Consider the following 15,296-nt stretch of genomic DNA (forward strand, 5'->3'; position numbering starts at 1 on the left):
CGTCATGCGTATCTACTACCACCCGGACCAGGCATGCCACGCGCCGAAGAGTTTTCTGCTCCGTGGCCAGCTCACACCAAGCCCGGAGGGCCCCGTGCGCGCGGAAATCCTGCTCGACGCACTGTCCGGCGCGGGCTTCAGCGTCAGCACCCACGTGCCGGAGTGTGGTCTGGAACCGCTTCGCCAAGTCCATAGTGACCGGTACCTGCGCTTCTTGCAGACGATTCACGGTCGCTGGCAGGCCCTGCCAGGAGGCACGGATATCGTGATGCCCAACGTGCATCCCGTGGGGGGTGGTCGGCGCTATCCCGATCATCCTGTAGGCCAGGCCGGATGGCACATGCACGATATGGCCTGCCCACTGGGTGCCGATAGCTGGACCGGCATCGCCGCCAGCGCCGCCAGTGCAGTCGCTGCCGCCGAGGCCGTCCTTGACGGAGGCGACCACGCCTATGCGCTGTGCCGCCCGCCCGGGCACCACGCCGGCCCCGAACGAGCTGGTGGTTTCTGTTTCGTCAACAATACCGCGGTGGCGGCGGCACACTTGCGTACGCGTTATGCCCGGGTGGCCATCGTCGACGTCGACCTGCACCACGGCAATGGTACCCAGGATATCTTCTACAACCGCGGCGATATCTGGACGGGGTCCGTGCATGCCGATACCCGGGAGTTTTATCCGTTCTACTGGGGGGGTGCCGATGAGACTGGCGCTGGCGCCGGGCTGGGCAGCAATCACAACATCCCCCTGCCGCTGGGTAGCACTGGTCGGGAGTTCATCGCCGCATTGGAGCGCCTGCTGGAGGAACTGGAGTCCTGGCAACCCCAGGTACTGGTCATCGCGCTGGGGCTGGACGCCCACAAGGACGACCCCCTGGCCGGTCTGCGGCTGGAGACCGAGGATTTCATCCCTGTCGGAGCCAGGCTCAGGGCGCTTGACCTGGCCACGGTCATCGTGCAGGAGGGTGGCTACCCCACCCAATCCCTGGGCCGGAACCTGCTCAGCTTTCTGGACGGCTTCAACGCCGAAACATAAAGAGAAAACGCACAAGCGAGGAGATGAACATGGGCATCAGACACATCGCCCCTGGTCCACGGATGAGTCAGGCGGTGATACACAACGGAACGGTGTACCTGGCCGGGCAGGTTGCCGAGGATGCAGCTGCCGATACCGCTGGTCAGACCCGTCAGGTGCTGGAGCGGATCGACGCCCTGCTCGCCGAGGCGGGTACGGATCGCTCGCACCTGCTGTCGGCAACCATCTGGATGCCGGATCTGGGTGACTTCAACGCCATGAACGGGGTCTGGGACGCATGGGTGGCCACCGGTCGCACCCCTGCCAGGGCCTGCGTCGAGGCGAGACTGGCGCGGGCCGATTGGCGCGTGGAGATCATGGTGACAGCTGCCCTGCCGGAGGGCTGATCATGCAGGTCATTGGTGCCGAAGAGGTTGCCAGAGTCCTCCGCTGGACGCCCTTGATAGACCGCATCGGGGACATGTTCCGGCAGGGCTGCGTGTCACCACCGCGCCATCACCACGCCGTGCAACGCCCTGATGGCGAAGCCACGCTACTGTTGATGCCGGCCTGGGAGCACGACGGTTATATCGGTGTGAAGATCGTCAACGTGTTTCCCCAGAATGCCGCTGCCGGGTTGCCCGCCATTGCCGGCCTGTATCTCCTCTCCGAGGGGCGGCATGGCCGGCCGCTGGCCTGTATTGACGGCAGTGAGCTCACCCGGCGGCGAACCGCCGCCGCATCGGCCCTGGCCAGCCGTCACCTCGCCCGGGGGGATGCCGACAGCCTTTTGGTCGTCGGAACCGGACGACTTGCGCCAATGCTGCTGGAAGCCCATGCGGCGGTGCGGCCGATTCGGCGATTCCGGGTCTGGGGACGGAACCCCGAGAAGGCCGAGGCGCTGGCGGCGACCTACCGTCGCCAAGGGCTGGACTGCGAGGCTGTGGCCGACGATGCCCTGCCCGACGCGGTAGCCGCTGCCGCCATCATCAGCTGCGCGACCCTCTCCACCGAGCCAATCATTCGCGGCGAGTGGCTGTCGCCGGGGAGTCATCTGGATCTGGTCGGTGCCTTCCGACCGAGCATGCGGGAGAGTGACGACGCCTGCCTACAGCGTGCAGATGTCTATGTCGACACCTATGCCGGGGCCCGGGGGGAGGCCGGTGATATCCTTCAGGCCATTGACGCCGGCAGTTTCCGGGAGGCTGACATCCGCGCTGACCTTGCCGAGCTCGAGCGGGGCGAGCGCGCTGGCCGAACGGCGCAGGATCGTATTACCCTGTTCAAGTCCGTTGGAGCCTCATTGGAGGATCTCGCCGCCGCCATCGAGGTATGGGGCCGGCTTGGCAAGGCGGGCGATTGATGCTGCAGCACAGGGAATCAGGGCATGACCGGCGACCACTCCGGGGAACGCGCTGAAGCGGTAGGGAAAATCCGCCTCGGCCGGCGAATCAGCGAAGATGATGCGGCGATTTTCTTCAATGCCGCGCTGGATCTGGACACGGCCCGTAGCATACAGAGCGCTGTCAGGCGGGTGCTGGCCTGTGATCGGGAGGACTCCATCGCCGAGGGCGGGTTTGTGTGCCTGCTGGATGTGGATGAGGCCACCGCCGACGTCGCCTGGATCAAGCCCGCAGGCTGGTTGCTGCTGCAGGCCTGCTTCAACAGCGAACGGCGCAGCGAGCTGTTCCATGCCCTGATCTACGGATTGGACGCCTGATCAGCCGCCGCCGAATTGCTCGAAAAATCCCCGTACGGCGGTCCGTTCCGCACCGTTGCCGATGAGCAATGACAGGGCTATGCGTGCTTTCAACCCGGTCAGGCTTCCGGCACGGATCACGCCGCGCGCTGCCAGATCGATTTCTGCCCCAGGGTAGCCGTAGGTCTGCCGCAGAGTCCGGCCGCTTCCAGTGCGGCTGGCGATAATCACGGGAAAGTCCGGGCCCAGTTGCTCTAGCCGATCCGCCATGGTCGGATGCAGATGGCCCCCACCCATGCCGTCGAGTACCAGGCCCCGGTAACCGGCCCCTTGCAAGTGGTCAATAAGGCGACCGTCGTCGCCCAGGGCTGCTGGCAGCAGTGCCACCGGCGCGGGCTGTTGGCAACCGGCGGCGGCCCCGGCGCCGCGTCTGTCCGCGAGCGCTTCAAAATACACCGCGTCCTCGATGATCTCGCCCAGCGCGCCGCGCGGGGAGAAAAAGGCGTCTGGCCGTGACACATGCCGCTTGATCACCCGATCAGCGGCATGGATGGTGGCGTTCAATACCACCATCACGCCTCGATCTTTGGCCGCTGGATGGGCAGCCACCCGCATGGCGTCAAGAATATTGGCCGGCCCGTCGGCACCGGCCTGGCTCGGGTGGCGAAGAGCCCCGGTGACCACCACGGGTGCCGGCCAGGCGTGGAGCAGGTGCAAGCCAAAGGCGATCTCGTCGATGGTATCGGTGCCCTGGCTCACCACGACGCCGACGCAGCCATCGGCAAACGCAGCCGTGATCCCGGCGGCGATATCAGGCAGATCCTCCAGGCCCAGGTGGGGACTGGGGACATTCTTCAGGTTGATCGGTCTTGGTCGGACCACAGAGTCCAGCCCCGGTACAGCGTCAAGCAGCGCAGTGGCATCCAGAGCTGGCATCACGCCGGAGTGCTCACTGCGGACCATGGCGATGGTGCCGCCAACGCCGAGGAGGGCGATTTCCGGTGGATTCTTTGATTCGACCATGGGTCTTGCGATATCCGTTGCGACATTCGTAGACCGTCAGTGTACAGGCGATCGTCGGGAAGCCGGCAAGTGCTGCTCTCGTGCCGTGCACCATTTGGGGTCAGTGCGCACCCTTTTGGGGCCGCGTTTGTCAGGTTACCGCTGCCTCTTTCTGGTGCCACCGCCCTAGTGGCGCAACGCCGACGCGCTTGGCACGACTCCTGCTCCCACCGCCCCACGCGGATCGTCTTCCGCACGATCCCCGCACGAAACGGGGCGTCGAACCGAGTGAACGGGAGTCAGGACCAATGACTGATCAGAAAAAGTATTCCCGGCGGGACATGTTGAAGATGTCCGCCAATGTGATGGGCATGGCCGGGATGATGGCTGTGCTTCCCGGCCTCGGCCTGCGGGCCGCGGCTGCCGGTGAGGAAATCACCGTGGGCTTCATCTACACCGGCCCCAGGGATGACTTTGGCTGGAACCAGGCCCACGCGGTTGCCGCCCGCCGCATCGCGGAACTGCCCGGCGTGCGCCTCATCGAGCAGGAAAACGTGCCGGAAACCAATGCCGTCGCCAACGTCATGGAAAGCATGATCCGACTGGATGGCGCCAAGGTGCTGTTCCCCACGTCGTTTGGCTACTGGCCCTTCATCCAGCGCCTGGCTCCCCGCTTCGACGACGTGCTGTTCGTGCATGCCGGCGGCCTCTGGAAAGACGGCGATGCCCCCAACACCATCGGTTATCGCGGCTTCATGGAAGAAGGGCATTACTGTGCGGGAATCGCCGCCGGTCGCATGACCGAGACCAACCGCATTGCCTTCATAGGCTCGCTGCCCCTCTATTTCATTTTCAACAACTGCAACGGTTTCACCCTGGGTGCCCGATCGGTGAATCCGGACGTGACCTGCCGCGTGATCATCACCGGCGACTGGAACGATCCGGTGCGGGAAGCGGAGGCCGTGAACAGCCTGGTGGACCAGGGTGTTGATGTCATCGTGGCCAATACTGATAGCCCGCAGGTCTGCATCGAAACCGCCGAGCGTCGCGGCATCTACAGCTGTGGCTACCACACCGACCAGAGCAGTCTGGCCCCCAACGGCTTCCTCACCGGTGCCGAGTGGAACTGGGCCCGGGGCGCGGATTTCGTCGAGGCCTGGCGCGGCGACGGGGACTACCCGAACCTCTACCGGGGCGGTTTCGCCCGCGACATGGTGTCCCTGAGCCCCTTCGGCGCCAACGTGCCGGAGGATGTCCGCGAAGAGGTGCTGGCTGCACGCCAGGGTTTCGTCGACGACACCCTGCCCCTCTACGCCGGCCCGCTGCGGGATAACGAGGGCAACACCATCCTCGAAGAAGGCGAAGTGGTCAGCAATACCGATCACGAGTTCAAGGTTGGCGTCGACTGGCTGGTGGAAGGCGCGATTGGCCGCACCGGGCTCGGCGATAGTTGAGCTCTGCCCACGGCCGCGGCGTGATCCGTCGCGGCCGATCCCACTCTCCACGGAGGCTTGCCATGTTCATCCGCCCTGGCGGTAGCCTGGAAGCGGCCATCCTGTTCTTCTCGGCGCTGCTGTTCACATTGTTCGTGTTCGGCGTGTTGGTCACAGCCCTGGGCCATGATCCGTTCGCCGTCTACTACACCCTTTACCTGGGTGGGTTCGGCACCTGGTTCTCGTTGCAGGACACGCTGATTCAGGCGGCACCGCTGATGCTGACCGCGCTGTGCACGGCGATACCTGCACGGGCCGGACTGCTCATCATTGGTAACGAGGGGGCCCTGGTGCTGGGTGGCGTTGCCGCCGTAGTTGCGGGGGTGGCCATGGCCGGCGCACCGCCGCTGCTCGCCGTGATCGTGATCCTGGCGTCCGCCTCACTGGCCGGCGCGCTGTGGATCGGCTCGGCCGGACTGCTCAAGCACTACCGTGGCGTCAACGAGGTGATTGCCACGCTACTCATGAACTACATCGCCATCGCCATCATGATGCACCTGGTGACCGGGCCGATTCGCGACTACGCGCAGGTTCTCAAGCCATCAAGCTGGAGCATTCCCTTCGAGTTCATGGTTGGCACCATTCCCGGCACCACCGTGCACTGGGGGCTTGTGATCGGCATGGTGGTCTGCCTCTTTGCCTTCGTGCTGATGCGCTACACGACGTTTGGCTTTTCCGCCGATGTGCTGGGCGGAAACAATCGCGCGGCGCAGGCCGTGGGCCTGCCGGTGGCGAAGCTCACGCTGTTGACCTGCCTGCTGGGTGGCGCGGCTGCCGGGCTCGCCGGTGGTATCGAAATCGTTGCCGTCCACGGCTACGCCAGCAACTCCCTGGTGGTCGGGTTCGGTTACGCCGGCATCCTGGTCGCCTTCGCCGCCCGACACAATCCCCTGGCCATCATTCTGGTCGCCATTCTACTCGGTGGCATAGCAGCCAGTGGTGGCCTCCTGCAGCGCCGATTCGATCTCCCCGACGCCGCCACCCTGCTCTTCCAGGGGCTGCTTTTCATGTCGGTGCTGGCCACCACCACGCTTTACGGCCTGCTCGGGCCGTGGCTCAACCGCAAGGTGCTCCGCCATGGAAATGGATGAAGCGATGGAGATGACCGAAGACCTGGTGGAGGTCGGACAGGCCTTCGCCGATCTGGGCTGGTGGGGCGTGCTGATCGCCGTGCTCGGTGGCGCCATCCGTGTGTCCACGCCGTACCTGTTCGTCAGCCTGGGCGAGACCATCACCGAGAAGGGCGGCCGTCTGAACCTGGGCCTGGAAGGCACGCTGGTGCTGGGCGCCGTAGCCGCGTTCGCCATCTCATACATGACCGGCAACCCCTGGCTCGGGGTCGCTGCCGCCGGCGTCGCCGGTGCCATACTTGGCGTGGTGCACGCACTGATCTGCAACCTGCCCCGGGTGAATGACATCGCGGTGGGCATCGCACTGTTCATCTTCGGCACCGGCGCGGCCTTTTTCATCGGCAAACCCTATATCCAGCTTTCGGCGCCCCAGGTACCCTCGGTGCCCCTGGGATTCTGGAGCGATATCCCGGCGATACAGTCGGCGCTGAATATCAACGTGTTGTTCATCATCGGTGTGATCTGCGTTCCGCTGATCCACTGGGGCATGAACAGCACTCGCTGGGGGCTCATGCTCCGCACCGTGGGTGACAGCGAGCAGGCTGCCCGCGCCGTTGGCTATCAGATTCGTCTGGTGCGCACACTGGGCACGGCAGCTGGTGGTTTCCTCTCCGGCATGGGCGGCGCGTTCCTGTCCTTGTATTACCCCGGCACCTGGAACGAATCACTCTCCAGCGGCCAGGGCCTGATGGCTGTGGCACTGGTGATCTTCGCCCGCTGGAATCCCTGGTACTGCTTCTATGCCTCGCTGCTGTTCGGCGGTGCCACGGCGCTGGGGCCGGCACTGCAGTCGGTGGGCATCACCGATAACTACTACCTGTACAACGCGGCTCCCTACGTGTTGACCCTGGCGCTGCTGATCTACAGCTCGTCCACCAAGCACAAGCTTGCCGGCGCACCGGGCGAGCTCAGCATCAGCAGGTGACGTGATGGATATCGGAAACGAAACGCTGGAGACACTGGGCCGTGAGCCGGCGCCGTCGGTGTCGGTGTGGAAGCTGGGCAAGCGCTTCGGTGAGTTGCAGGCGCTGGATGACGTCAGCCTGGAATTCGACAGCGGCTGCTTTCACGCCATTCTCGGCGAGAACGGCGCCGGCAAGAGCACCCTGGTGAAGTGCATGCTGGGCTTCTACACCCCCACCACGGGTAGCGTGTCGGTGAACCGCAAGGAGCGGGAGATCCGCACGCCGAGGGAGGCCCACCAGGCAGGGCTGGGTATGGTTTACCAGCACTTCACCCTGGTGCCCAGCATGACCGTGGCGGAAAACCTGGTGCTGGGGCTGGACCCGGTGCCGGCATTCGTGTCCTGGCGTCAGCAGCGGGAGGCCATGGCGGCCTTCATCGAGAAAACTCCGTTCAACATCGACATTGATCGGCAGGTTTCCACGCTGGCAGCCGGCGAGAAGCAGAAGCTCGAGATCATCAAGCAGCTTTACCTGGGGCGGCGCTTCATCGTGCTCGACGAGCCCACCAGCGTGCTGACACCTGCAGAGGCGGATCAGATCCTCGGGCTGATGCGCGAGCTCACCGACAGCGGCGTGATCAGCGTGGTGCTGATCACCCACAAGCTGCGGGAAGTGCAGCGTTTCGCCCGGGAGGTCTCGGTGTTGCGTGGCGGCCGATACGTCGGCGGTGGTGCCGTTGCCGACTACTCCATGGATGCCCTGGCCGAGCTGATGGTTGGGCGAGACCGCATTCCTGAGGCCGCCCCCCGCACCGGTGCCCAGCGGGGGGGCGTGGTGCTCTCGATTCGGGATCTGGCGGTGGACAGCGATCGTGGCGTCCCTGCGGTGCGTGACGTCAGCCTGGACGTGCGGGCCGGAGAGATTCTCGGGGTCGCCGGCGTATCCGGCAACGGGCAGCGGGAACTGGTAGAGACCCTGGCCGGACAGCGCCCGCGGGTCAGTGGCGAAATCATGCTGAACGGCGAGAGTTTCCGTCCCCGTCGGCAGTTCCTGCGCAAACACGGTGTCTACCTGCTATCCGAAGAACCGTTGCACAATAGTGCGGTAAAAACCATGTCGGTGGCGGATAACCTCGCCTTGCGCAATTTCGATGAGCCCGAGCTGACCACCGGTGGCGGTTACTTTGTGCGCCGTGGCGCCATTCGCCGCCAGGCGGAACGCCTCATTGATGACTACGGAATCCGCACCCAGGGTGCCGAGGCCCGACTCGATACACTCTCCGGCGGCAACGTGCAGCGCACCGTGCTGGCACGGGAGCTGTCCGGCAATGTCTCCCTGCTGATCGCCCAGAACCCCTGTTTCGGACTCGACCTCGCCGCTGTCGCCGAGATCCGCAACCGCATCGTGGCCGCGCGCAACAAGGGCGCATCCGTGCTGCTGATCAGCGAGGATCTGGACGAGATACTGGAACTCTCGGACCGCATCGTGGTGATGTTCGACGGTGCCGTGGCCTACGAAACCGATCGTGAAACCGCGGATGTACGGACCATCGGCCGCTACATGGCCAGCAACCAGGGTCTTGAGGTGAGCGCCACGGACCAGGAGGCGTGATGCATGCTGCCCAGAGTGTGGTGATACGTGGCGGGCGGGTGATGGACATCGCCCACCGCGGCGCGCCCTTGCTCGATATCCTGGTGCTGGACGGCGTGATCCACGAGATCGGCCCGCCGGGCCTTGCCGCACCAGCCGGAGTCGTCGAGGTGGATGCCACTGATCGGCTGCTGATACCGGGGCTGGTGAACGGCCACACCCACGCCCACGGTGCGCTGGGCAAGGGGCTGGTGCCGGATCGCTCCACTCTGGAGCTGTTCCTGACCATGGTGCCCGCCCTGAGCGGCAACCGGTCCCTGGAAGACAAGTACCTGACAGCCCAACTCGCCGCCTGCGAAATGGTGCGCAAGGGCTGCACCACCTGCATGGACCTGTTCGCCGAGTTCCCCCTGCCCACCGTGGAGGGGGTGGATGCCGTGGCCCGAGCCTACGGCGACGTGGGCATGCGCGCAGTCATCGCTCCCATGATGGCGGATCGCACGCTCTACCAGGCTCTGCCCGGGCTCATGGACGCGCTGCCCGAGGGGCTGCGCGAGGAAGTCGCCGGCCTGAGCATGGCACCCCATGAAGCCAGCCTGGAGGCCAGCGAACGCATACTCCGCGACTGGTCCCACGATACAAGCCGGATTCGTCCCGCCCTGGCTCCGACCATCCCCATGCACTGCTCCGACGCGTTTCTGCAAGGCTGTGATCGTCTCGCCCGGGACCATGGAGTATCACTGCAGACCCACCTGGCGGAATCGAAAAGTCAGGCAATACGCGGCATGGAACGCTACGGACGTACCCTGACGGCGCACCTGGAGGAGCTCGGCCTGCTCGGGCCCCACCTCAGCGCAGCCCATGGCGTCTGGCTGGATGACGACGACATGGCCCGGCTGGCGCACCATGGTTCTGCGGTGGTCCACAACCCGCTCAGCAACCTGCGCCTGGGCTCGGGCCTGGCGCCGCTGCGCTCCATGCTGGACCGGGGCATGACGGTGGGGCTGGGAACCGATGCCGCCAACACCTCCGATACCCAGAACATGTTCGAAGTGACCCGCATCGCCAGCTACCTGTCCCGCATCCAACTGCCGGACCACGACCGCTGGCTCGGTAGTGACGAAGTGCTGCGCCTGGCCACCGAGGGCAGCGCACAGGCGCTGGGCTTCGGCGACAGCATTGGACGGCTGGCCGTCGGCGCCCATGCCGACATCGTGTTCCTGCGTCTGGATCACATCGACTACTGGCCGCTGCGCGACCCGGTGATGCAGGTGGTGAACACCGAATCTGGTGGCGCCGTTGACAGCGTCATGGTGGATGGCCGGCTGATCCTCGACCATGGCCGCTTCACGACCATCGATGAGGCACGGCTGCGCGCAGATGTGGAGCGTGCGGTGGAGCGCCTCGATCCCGCCAGCGAGGGCGCGATGGCCTTCGCCCACCGGGTTCGAGAGTTCGTCGGCGCTTTCTGCGTCGCCAACACCTGCAGCCACTACCACGTGGAGCGGCGGCTGGACCCGCACTCGTAAGCCCATCCCTGCCGGTCGTCGGACAGACCAATCGACTGCCTGGATTCCCGCTGTATGATGCAGGCCAACGACGGTGCATCGGCCATGGAAAACGCGAACCAGTTCGTGGCGGCTGACCGGCGAAGGCAGGATGGTGGTCCTGTGGGCGGCGACTTTTCCCGGTGGGTTAATCCATTGAAAATCAGAAGACTTCTTCAGAGTGTTGGTGTGGTTGTCGGAGCCGGCCTGCTGCTGGCGGGCTGCTTCGGTGGCAGTGGTGGTGGGGGTGGGTCGTCGGGCTCGTCGGAGCCCTCGCTGGTGGGGCTTGAGGCGTCGCCACCCCTGGTGCAGGTTCCTGTGGGTTTTTCGGAGGCGCTGACCGTCACGGCCCAGTTCGACGATGGCAGCAGTCGGGAGGTCACTGACGAGGTTGCCTGGAGTTCGGCCGATGAGACCATCGCCACGGTACCCGCTGACGCGCCCGCCCGGGTGCGGGGTGAGGGTGGCGGCGAAACGGTCCTGGAGGCGCGCTTTGAGGACCAGGTCGCACTGTTACAGGTAGAGGTTTCCGATGCGACGCTGGAGGGGCTTGAGATCCTCTGGTTGGACGAGTTCGAGGAAGAGCAGGTTGAACCGGTGCCGCCGTTGGCGCAGGGGCAGTCGATCCGGTTAGTGGTCCGGGGAGTATTCGAGGATGGTAGCTCGCGTGATCTAACTCGCGTGGCGCAGTGGGAGAGCGCTGATCCGGACGCAGTGAGTGTGGGCGCGGTGGGTGATCAGGCGGGCCTAGTCACGGGTCGTCGGCAGACTGCGCCGGAGTCCGTGAATGTGACGGCGACGGTTACTGCCGGTGACGGTCCTGGCGAGGCCGCCTCGGCTGCGGTGACCGTGACCGACGCCGTCGTCGACTCCATTAGCATCTCGCCCGGGATGGAGACTGTTAACCAGAGTGGGATCGTCGCTTTCGGCGCCGTTGCCAGATTGAGTGACGATACGACCGTAGATGTCACCACCTCAGTCACGTGGTCCGTCGATGCTCCGGATATCGCAACGATCCGCAACACCGCACCAAACTTCGGTCGGGCGGCCGGACTACAGCCCGGCAATACGACGGTGAAGGCTATTCTGGGAGGTGATGAGAACCTCACGGACACTGCTTTTCTTGAGGTTTTGGAAGCGCCCGCCGCTCCTCGCGCCCTACGACTGGAAGCGCGTCCGAACGTGATTCTCGCCGGCGGTGAGGATACGACGGAACTGACCGCCACGGTGTTCCCGAATGTGGAGGGGCGGACCATCGTCGATGGCACGCCGGTGCGCTTCGTCAAGCTCAGCAGCGATGTTCTGAATTTCTCCGAGGACGGCATGCGAGAAACGTTCTCCGGCGTCGCGACTCTACCCGCCACTGGAGGAAGTCTTGGTATCGATCTGGTGTTTGCCAATGTGCCGGACACCATTGCTGAGGGCCTGGCGTTTGTGCGGGTGGTGGACAGTTTTGCTGAAGTGGTTGTGCCATTGGGATTCATTCAGCGGGATGATGACGGCAACATTGAAGCTTACATTTTCGCAATCGGTAACGTCTCTAATCGTCAATTCGAGATCGATGGAGTCGACGTTTTCGATGCTGATGGATTCGTACGTGAGTTTGATGCCGAAGAGCTTGATCAGCTGAATGACCGAGTACTCCTTGGAAGAGGTCAGGTTGCGGCTGCTTTCGGAAGCTTGGACGGTCGTGATCCGGATGACGTAAGCCTGACATTCTTGCTTCGGGAGCCGTCCGTACCCGGCTCCGAATTCGAGATAGAAGTGGTGCTTCAATAGGTATCACGCTTGGTGGAAGGGGCCAGCTTAACGGTGCGTTACGCGCTGCGCGCTAACGGCACCCTACGCGAGGGGTACAGGGGGTGCGGTAGAATCTGTTATCCTGTATAGGCTTTGTACATGAAATTCACGCGCTCCAACCACCCTGGAGGATTGCATGACTCCCCAGAGCATGTTGAAGAGCCCCTGCAATGGAAACTGCGGGTTGGCGATGGAATCGGGCAGTTGCCCGAACTGTTTCCGCACCATGGATGAGATCGTGAGCTGGCGCGCCATGAGCGAGCAGGAGCGGGAAACCGTCCTCGCTGCCATTCCCGCCCGCCGCGCTGAAGCGTCCACGGCAACCGCCGGCTGATTTAATCCGACGGTCACGCCGTTTCCCAAAGCCAGATGCCGCCCGCGAAGCGCCGCCAGACGATACAGTGGCAATCGTCTGGCGGCGCTTCGCGGGCGGCACTGGTGTATCATTCCCTCATCCTTGACCGAAAAGTGGAATCCTCATGTTTGAACATATCAAGCGCGTCCCCGGCGACCCCATCCTTGGCCTGATCGACGCGTTCAACAAGGACACCAACCCGAACAAGGTCGACCTCGGCGTCGGCGTCTACCGTGACGATCACGGCACCACGCCGATCATGCGCGCGGTGAAAGAGGCCGAGGCGCTGCTGGTGAAAAACGAAACCACCAAGGCGTACATCGGTTCCCACGGCGATCCCCGTTTCGGCAAGGCCGTGTTGCCCATGGTGCTCGGCGATGACTCCCCCGTGCTGGCAGCGAATCGCGCCAGCGGCACCCAGGCGCCCGGCGGCACCGGTGCGTTGCGCCTGGCGGCGGACTTCATTCGCGTGCATCTGCCGGGCAAGGGCATCTGGTTGTCCGACCCCACCTGGCCCAACCACCTGGGGCTGTTCGAAGGGGCCGGCTTGAAAGTGGGCAAGTACCCCTACGTTGATGCCGAAAACCGCCTGGATTTCCCCGCGATGATGGACGCCATTCGTCAGATTCCGGCGGGCAACGTGGTGCTGCTCCATGCTTGCTGTCACAACCCATCCGGCTTTGACCTGTCCGCCGAGCAGTGGCAGACAGTGCTTGATGTGGTGCGTGAGCGCGATCTGCTGCCGCTGGTGGACTTCGCCTACCAGGGTTTCGGTGATGGGCTGGAGGAGGATGCCTATGGCGCGCGCCTGCTGGCCGAGCAGCTGGACGAGGTTCTGATCACCAGTTCCTGCTCGAAGAACTTCGGCATTTACCGGGAGCGCACCGGCTGCCTGATCGCGGTGGCGAAGGATACCGAGCAGATGGAAAACGTCCGCTCGCAGCTGGCCATCACGGCGCGGGAAAACTATTCCAACCCGCCGGCCCATGGTGGCGCCATCGTCGCCGAGATCCTGGAGTCCGCCGAGCTGGCCGCCATGTGGCGGGCCGAACTCACCGAGATGCGGGACCGCATCAACGGCCTGCGCAGGGACTTCGTCGAGGCCCTGCAGCCCTTCGGGCTGGCGGAGAAGTTCGCCTGCATCGCCGAACAGCGGGGCATGTTCTCTTACACCGGCCTGTCGCCGGAGCAGGTGGAGACACTACGCAGCGAGTTCGGCATCTACATGGTGAAGTCGGGACGTGCCAACGTTGCGGGCCTGTCCCGCGACAACCTGGCCTACGTGGCCAAGGCCTTCGCCGCGGTCAGTTCCTGACCGAGTCCCGGCGTCCGATGTTTTGCGCCGCAGTTCACGCTCGGCGTTGCCAAGGTGTTGAAACGTCGGCGAAGACGTCGAGTCGTGATTCGGCAGCCGCCGCAACCTGGAGGAGTCTCGCCTCCCGGTGCGGAGGCGCCATGAGCTGTAGGCCGATGGGCAGCCCATCCGGGCTGAAGCCACAGGGAATGGAGATGGCCGGAACACCAATGAGGCTCACGGAATACGTGAGGCGCAACCAGTCGTAATAGGTGGGCAGGGCTTCGCCGGCCACCTCGGCAATGCTTGGCTGGCCTGCCTTGAATGGCGGCACGACAACCGTGGGGCAGGCGAGTATGTCTGCGTCCCGGAACACGATCTCGGCGGCTTTCCAGAGTTCGCCCTGCAAGCGGTCTGCCCTGGCAATGGTCGTGGCATCGAAACCAAGGCCCCGATCCAGATCGGAGATGATGTCTGGCCGTAGCAACTCCGGGGAATCCCGGCGGAACGATTCGAACATGGCCGCATAGCAAAGCCCCCGGCGGACGGCGAAGACTTCGCGGGCCGCCGCCAGATCAAGCTGGCGATCCATGACTTCCCAGTCCGGCAGTGTATCGAGCCTCCCGAGGGCTTCATTGACAGCCTGCTCAACCACGGGATCCAGGGCGCCGAGTCCGAGTCCACCCACGCTGGCGATTCGTACCCGGTCCGTTGGTCGGTCGACGGCCTGCAGAAATCCCGCTTCGCGGGGCGTCGACAAGGGATCCCTCCGATCCTGGCCAACCAGTGCATCCAGCAGCAGAGCCACATCAGCCACTGATCGGCCCATGGGACCCTCCACCCAGTGACGGTCAAACGGAACGGCTGACGGGCCTCGCGGCACGCAACCTGGTGTTGGACGCAGGCCCACGATGCCGCAGAAACTGGCCGGCAGTCGCAGACTGCCGCCGAAATCCGATCCGAGGGCCAGCCATGCCTGCCCTGATGCCAGTGCCGCCGCCGAGCCACCCGATGAGCCTCCGGGGGTGTAGGCCGGATTCCACGGATTGCGCGTTTCCCCCAATACGTCGTTGAAGGTAACGCCACCGCAACCGAACTCCGGGGTATTGCTCTTGGCATAGGGAAGCCCGCCCGAGGCCTCAATGCGTTCCACCACGAAGTCGCTCTCCGTGGGCATGTTATCGCGATAGATTGGAGACCCGTAAGTGGTGCGCACGCCCGCGACCGCGGTCAGATCCTTTACCACAACAGGCATTCCATGCAGCGGTGCGAGCGTGCCCGCACGCACCGCCGCACCCCGCGCACGGGCAAAGCAGGTTGTCGGGAGCGCGTTCAATGTCGCATCGACGCTGTCATGGTGCCCTTCAAGCAGCGTGAGGAGATCCTCGCTTTGCACGCTACCGCCGCGCAGTCGTGCCTGGACATCGACTGCAGATTCACCCAGAAGATCGCTGAGTTCGGGGGTCATG

The 15,296-nt window shown here is 64.4% G+C and carries 14 protein-coding genes; 12 read left to right on the plus strand and 2 right to left on the minus strand.

What is annotated here, in order from left to right:
- The first annotated feature begins 4 nt into the window (after positions 1-4).
- The 4 genes from J2T57_RS03005 to J2T57_RS03020 are packed head-to-tail and all read left to right on the plus strand — an operon-like array spanning position 5 to position 2,732.
- A complete protein-coding gene (locus J2T57_RS03005; protein WP_253473977.1) occupies positions 5-1,033 on the plus strand; it encodes a histone deacetylase family protein in 1,029 nt (342 codons plus the stop codon).
- A gap of 29 nt (positions 1,034-1,062) precedes the next feature.
- Complete coding sequence (locus tag J2T57_RS03010; RefSeq protein ID WP_253473980.1) at positions 1,063-1,419, plus strand: RidA family protein; 357 nt, start codon at positions 1,063-1,065, stop codon at positions 1,417-1,419.
- A 2-nt stretch (positions 1,420-1,421) separates the two neighbouring features.
- Positions 1,422-2,375, plus strand: a complete 954-nt coding sequence (gene lhpI, locus J2T57_RS03015) for a bifunctional Delta(1)-pyrroline-2-carboxylate/Delta(1)-piperideine-2-carboxylate reductase (RefSeq protein ID WP_253473983.1) — start codon at positions 1,422-1,424, stop codon at positions 2,373-2,375.
- Between the two features lie 24 nt (positions 2,376-2,399).
- On the plus strand, positions 2,400-2,732 hold the full coding sequence (locus J2T57_RS03020) for a hypothetical protein (protein WP_253473986.1): 333 nt from the start codon (positions 2,400-2,402) through the stop codon (positions 2,730-2,732).
- On the opposite strand, the gene J2T57_RS03025 is transcribed toward J2T57_RS03020, so the two are convergent.
- Positions 2,733-3,734 (minus strand): asparaginase, encoded by a 1,002-nt coding sequence (locus tag J2T57_RS03025; protein WP_253473989.1) that lies wholly within the window; start codon positions 3,732-3,734, stop codon positions 2,733-2,735. It abuts the gene before it with no gap.
- A 287-nt stretch (positions 3,735-4,021) separates the two neighbouring features.
- On the opposite strand from J2T57_RS03025, the gene J2T57_RS03030 reads away from it, so the two are divergent.
- The 8 genes from J2T57_RS03030 to J2T57_RS03065 all read left to right on the plus strand — a co-directional run bounded on the left by J2T57_RS03030 (position 4,022) and on the right by J2T57_RS03065 (position 13,848).
- Positions 4,022-5,167 carry a BMP family ABC transporter substrate-binding protein gene (locus J2T57_RS03030; protein WP_253473992.1) on the plus strand — a complete coding sequence of 382 codons (1,146 nt, stop codon included), beginning with the start codon at positions 4,022-4,024 and terminating at the stop codon, positions 5,165-5,167.
- A 62-nt stretch (positions 5,168-5,229) separates the two neighbouring features.
- Positions 5,230-6,297: an ABC transporter permease gene (locus tag J2T57_RS03035; RefSeq protein WP_253473995.1), complete on the plus strand. Its 1,068-nt coding sequence runs from the start codon at positions 5,230-5,232 to the stop codon at positions 6,295-6,297.
- Entirely contained in the window at positions 6,284-7,261 is a 978-nt protein-coding gene (locus J2T57_RS03040; RefSeq protein WP_253473998.1) for an ABC transporter permease, read from the plus strand. Before J2T57_RS03035 ends, J2T57_RS03040 begins: the two co-directional genes overlap by 14 nt.
- 4 nt (positions 7,262-7,265) lie before the next feature.
- On the plus strand, positions 7,266-8,852 hold the full coding sequence (locus J2T57_RS03045) for an ABC transporter ATP-binding protein (protein ID WP_253474001.1): 1,587 nt from the start codon (positions 7,266-7,268) through the stop codon (positions 8,850-8,852).
- On the plus strand, positions 8,852-10,360 hold the full coding sequence (locus J2T57_RS03050; RefSeq protein WP_253474004.1) for an amidohydrolase family protein: 1,509 nt from the start codon (positions 8,852-8,854) through the stop codon (positions 10,358-10,360). The genes J2T57_RS03045 and J2T57_RS03050 overlap by 1 nt, the downstream gene beginning before the upstream one ends.
- Positions 10,361-10,414: 54 nt before the next feature.
- Positions 10,415-12,157 carry an Ig-like domain-containing protein gene (locus J2T57_RS03055; protein ID WP_253474007.1) on the plus strand — a complete coding sequence of 581 codons (1,743 nt, stop codon included), beginning with the start codon at positions 10,415-10,417 and terminating at the stop codon, positions 12,155-12,157.
- 157 nt (positions 12,158-12,314) lie between these two features.
- Complete coding sequence (locus tag J2T57_RS03060; RefSeq protein ID WP_253474010.1) at positions 12,315-12,512, plus strand: DUF1289 domain-containing protein; 198 nt, start codon at positions 12,315-12,317, stop codon at positions 12,510-12,512.
- A gap of 145 nt (positions 12,513-12,657) precedes the next feature.
- Positions 12,658-13,848, plus strand: a complete 1,191-nt coding sequence (locus J2T57_RS03065) for an amino acid aminotransferase (protein WP_253474014.1) — start codon at positions 12,658-12,660, stop codon at positions 13,846-13,848.
- 34 nt (positions 13,849-13,882) lie between these two features.
- Here J2T57_RS03065 and J2T57_RS03070 read toward each other — a convergent pair whose 3' ends face one another.
- Positions 13,883-15,295: an amidase gene (locus J2T57_RS03070; protein ID WP_253474018.1), complete on the minus strand. Its 1,413-nt coding sequence runs from the start codon at positions 15,293-15,295 to the stop codon at positions 13,883-13,885.
- Position 15,296: the final 1 nt, after the last annotated feature.

Source organism: Natronocella acetinitrilica (assembly GCF_024170285.1).
GTDB lineage: Bacteria > Pseudomonadota > Gammaproteobacteria > Nitrococcales > Aquisalimonadaceae > Natronocella > Natronocella acetinitrilica.